The organism is Candidatus Lokiarchaeota archaeon (assembly GCA_014730275.1).
Taxonomy (GTDB): Archaea; Asgardarchaeota; Thorarchaeia; order Thorarchaeales; family Thorarchaeaceae; genus WJIL01.
This window is the reverse complement of record WJIL01000098.1, coordinates 1-4,426: the sequence shown is the minus strand read 5'-3', so window position 1 is coordinate 4,426 and position 4,426 is coordinate 1. Positions and strand designations below refer to the sequence as shown.

Sequence of the window (4,426 nt, the reverse complement as noted above, 5' to 3'; positions counted from 1 at the left end):
GAGCCGTGGAAATCTGCAAGCTCAGGCTTTGGTTGTGGCTCATCGCGTCTGAGCAGAACCCAGCGAATCCTGAAACGCTTCCCGGTCTCGACTTCAATATCCGAACCGGTAATTCTCTTGTTGGCTTTGCCGAAAACGAGATTGCTGTAGAAAACCAGAGTCGTGACTTCCACGAAGAGCTCTCAGATGATCTCAGCCTATACACGAAGAACCTCCGAAAATACTGTACGGACTGTCAGGACACGATACAAGAGAAGAAGCGTATGGAAGAACTGAAGCAGAGGATGAAGAAGAAACTCGATAGGTTGTATCTCCACGCATCAAACAGAAAGCTGGAACGAGAATTCCAGGATATATCTGAAGCACTTCGGTTTCTCACGAAGAGCAATGATTCTAGGAGCGAACTGACCCTGAAATTCAGAGAGTACATGACGGATGAAACCAGAGACAAGCTGGAAGCTCTCGGATTTAGAACATGGAAGGTAACTGCTAAGTGCCATCTCAGTGTCACCAGAGCAGATTCGAACATTTTTGCCAAGCTTGTGGAATCCATACATGGGAATAGTAACATCGATCGCATCATAGCAACAAGGGATCCGATTGGTGAAGACCTCGAGAAGACCAATCCGTTCCATTGGATTTTGGAATTCCCAAACATATTCCGCGATGATGCTGGTTTCGATGTAGTGATTGGAAATCCGCCATACGGTGCCCTTACTCGCCCCGAGGAAAAGGCGTTCATTGCTGATTTCTACAAAACCGGACAGTATCGTGAAATCGCCGCACATTTCATCGAGAGGCAGCTCAGGGGGCTACTCCGAGAGGGGGGCTACTTCGGCAATATCACCACCAATTCTATTCTGGCTAACAGCACAATGCATGAGCTGCATAATGTGATTAGAGAAAACCTGACGGAGACGTACACAAGCGCTTTCACTAGACGGCCGTCAAAAATGTTCAGAAACGCAGAAATCAACCTGGCGATAACCATTGGGCAGAAGTCAACAAACGGAAACGGAATCTGGAAGACGAGTGACTTCATCAGGTTCCGTGAGGACGAGCGGGAAGGCCTGATGGATAATATCGAATATGGCAACATCGACGGATTGATACTCAGGGACCGAATTGATGGAAAGGACAAGGCAGACCGTTTCGAAGTGATTCCGAAAGTGGGAGACAGAGTGAAGGAATCAATCCTACGTAAGTTGGCCGCAACAGAAACGAGAATCCGTGATTATGTTGCAGCGAAGGGCTTCACGCTGTACTACCGGAATGCAGCAAACTACTGGATGAATGTATGTAAAGAGAAGGCTCCAAAAGCAACGAACATGGAACTCGTACACTTCGAGAACGAATTGGAACGAGACTCCGTATTCCTCGCCCTGAACTCGTCCCTGTTCTACCTGTACTGGATGACATATGGTGATATGCACCATGTAACGAAAAGTCAGATCATGCGGTTTCCCATGCCAGACGGGGCACTAATCGATGAGCACGCAGATGCAATCCAGACATTCAGCGATAAGCTATCTCGGGGAATCAGGGAGCATTACCATCCTGATGATTATCACCAGTTCAGAATGAAGCCGTTGAAGCCGCTAATCGATACAATCGAGGACGAATTGATTGGCAACCTCTATGATCTGGACGGAAATCAGGTTGCGTATTTGCAGACCTACCACAGCGAATATGGACGCTAGAGATGGAGAATATCTGCTAGTGAGACGCCATTGCAGGTTACAGGGCGAAGGGGAACGCCCCTTTTATCCTCTTACAAGTACAGGCGATTTTCTATTGACCTTGTTTTCCTGTTAGAAACGAGATGCATCGATATCCTTGTATTATCTTTGGATCTGTACCAAACTTGCTCTACTTTGAAATCCTCAGGATTGAGTTTCACTTCTGGTGTGATGAACGAGTCCAAATGCGCACCAATAGAATATCGAAGAACCGTGGTTGGAAAAATGTAAGAAGCAACCGATATGCAAAGGTCATGTGTCTTGTTATGTAATGGGTCTGGATTCAACTTTCCTCGCCGTTTTACTGGATGGCATACCCGTATAAGGTTTCGTCACTTCGTCATCTTCCCAACCATATCAAAAGCCCACAAAGAACCGGACAAAATTGACGACCCAATGGAAAGCAATGGCAGCTTCGAAGTTCTTGCGCACAGCAAGGACAGTCATTGGGAGCTCTCATTTCTCGTACGGTCAAACCTCTTCTTATGTCTCCCACACTCGGGAATTCAATTATTGATGCATCGCGTGCTGTACACTGCCAAGATTAACTGCCAGTCACGCCTTTGGCGATGCGGTTCCCGATTTCTTTGTCTATGTTGCGCCAGTACTCGAATGCTCGTTCTAGGACCGGCTTTGATACGCCATTCTTGAGATGTCCAACGACGTTGGATACCAGACGGTCACGCTGTTCATCGTTCATGACCTTGCGTATCAATGTTCCGGCCTGCCCCCAGTCATCATCATCTTTTCGCAAGGTGTATGCAGCGCGGACGAACTCTCCGCTGGCCTTCCATATCTCAACCTGGGGATAGCGCTCTCCGTCAGCCTTCGGGCCTCCTTTCGAGTTTGGTGCGTACACGGGATCGGAGACGTTGTCGATTCGCATCGCCCCGTCCTTACTATAGCTATGCACAGGAGACTTCGGTCGGTTGACCGGGATCTGGTGGTAGTTAACACCCAAGCGGGCGCGATGGGCATCAGCATATGAGAAAAGGCGAGCGAGTAACATCTTGTCCGGGCTGGGGCCGATACCAGGCACGAGGTTACTTGGTTGGAACGCCGCTTGCTCAATCTCGGTGTGGAAGTCGGTCGGGTTGCGATTCAGTGTGAGTCGGCCAACCTCATGCAAGGGGTAATCACCGTGCGGCCAGACCTTTGTCAGGTCGAAGGGGTTGAACCGGTAGGTCTCGGCTTCTTTGAAGGGCATGATTTGTACCTTCAGCGTCCAGCTGGGGTAATCACCACGCTTGATTGCATCAAACAGGTCACGCCGGTGGTAGTCGGCATCCTCACCAGCGATTCTGTCAGCCTCTTCTTGGGTGAGGATTTCGATGCCCTGATCTGTCTTGAAGTGATATTTCACCCAGAACCGATCGCCTTCTGCGTTGACCCACATGTAGGTGTGACTTGAATAGCCGTTCATGTGCCGCCAGGTCTTGGGAATCCCGCGATCACTAAACAATATCGTGACTTGGTGAGCTGACTCGGGTGACAGGGTCCAGAAATCCCATTGCATGTCATTGTCACGCAGCCCGCTGTCTGCCCGGCGCTTCTGGGAGCGGATGAAGTGCTGGAACTTCATAGGATCCCGGAGGAAAAATACAGGTGTGTTGTTGCCCACCATGTCATAATTGCCTTCGGTGGTATAGAACCTCAATGCAAAACCGCGCACATCTCGCCAAGTATCGGGGCTGCCGCGCTCCCCGGCCACAGTGGAGAAGCGAATGAGGGTGTCAGTCTTTGTGCCCGGTTGAAACACCGCTGCCTTGGTATAAGCGCTGACATCTTCCGTTACCTCGAAGTGACCGAAGGCTCCTGAACCCTTTGCATGGGGCTGACGCTCAGGGATTCGCTCCCGATTGAAGTTTGCCATCTGCTCGATGAGGTAGGTGTCCTGCAACAGGATCGGACCATCAGGTCCAACCGTGAGGGAGAACTCGTCGCTGGCTACAGGAATACCAGCATCAGTCGTTGTGGGTTTGCGTTCTTCTTTCTTCATGACTATATCACCATTGAAGTCCAATCCGTGAACCAGCCCATTATTCTAAATGCTTGATGAGCTTGAGATATGACGAACCTTAGATATGAGGCTATTTAGCCTTAAGAACCCTCCGTTGCAATGTTCGTTTCGTCTGATTCTGCTATGCCTTCAACATCCTAATCATCAATTGTGAGAGGTCTTTCCTCTCTCCATCACTCCTTCCGCAAAACTAGCATCTTATAGAGTGAGTTATTCTCTGGAAGCCGCACGTACTCATCCTAGAAGTGATTCCAATGTCCCTGTGCCTCATCGAATATGGATTCGAGTACGGATTCAGCGATCTTTGATTTGTTGATCAAGATGCAGAGAACTGTGCCAACCCTCATGTCCCTCATAACCCGCTGGACCAATGCAACCTCTTTCTCCTGATACCGCTTGTAGAAGTGAAACATTGAATCAAGCAAGATGAAGTCAAAGCCTGAGTCATTAGGAAACTCGTAGATGTCAGCACGCTGCTGATTCCTATTTTCTCCCAATACCAATAGACCGCAAGAATGCCTCGTTGTTTGGTTCTCTTCCCAGGAATTCTCGAACCAATGTGTTTCAATCTCCTTAGCTGGAGCTTATTCTATGCAACGGGTAAAGACATGCCCGATTTGTGGAGAAGAAGTCAAATAGTTTCAATCTCCTTAGCTGGAGCTTATTC

Annotated in this window: 2 protein-coding genes; both read right to left on the bottom strand. The window is 49.0% G+C overall.

What is annotated here, in order from left to right; all coding sequences use genetic code 11:
• Window positions 1–2,283: 2,283 nt before the first annotated feature.
• Window positions 2,284–3,738, bottom strand: a complete 1,455-nt coding sequence (locus GF309_11265) for a catalase (GenBank protein MBD3159359.1) — start codon at window positions 3,736–3,738, stop codon at window positions 2,284–2,286.
• A 260-nt stretch (window positions 3,739–3,998) separates the two neighbouring features.
• Window positions 3,999–4,256 carry a hypothetical protein gene (locus GF309_11260; protein MBD3159358.1) on the bottom strand — a complete coding sequence of 86 codons (258 nt, stop codon included), beginning with the start codon at window positions 4,254–4,256 and terminating at the stop codon, window positions 3,999–4,001.
• Window positions 4,257–4,426 lie beyond the last annotated feature (170 nt).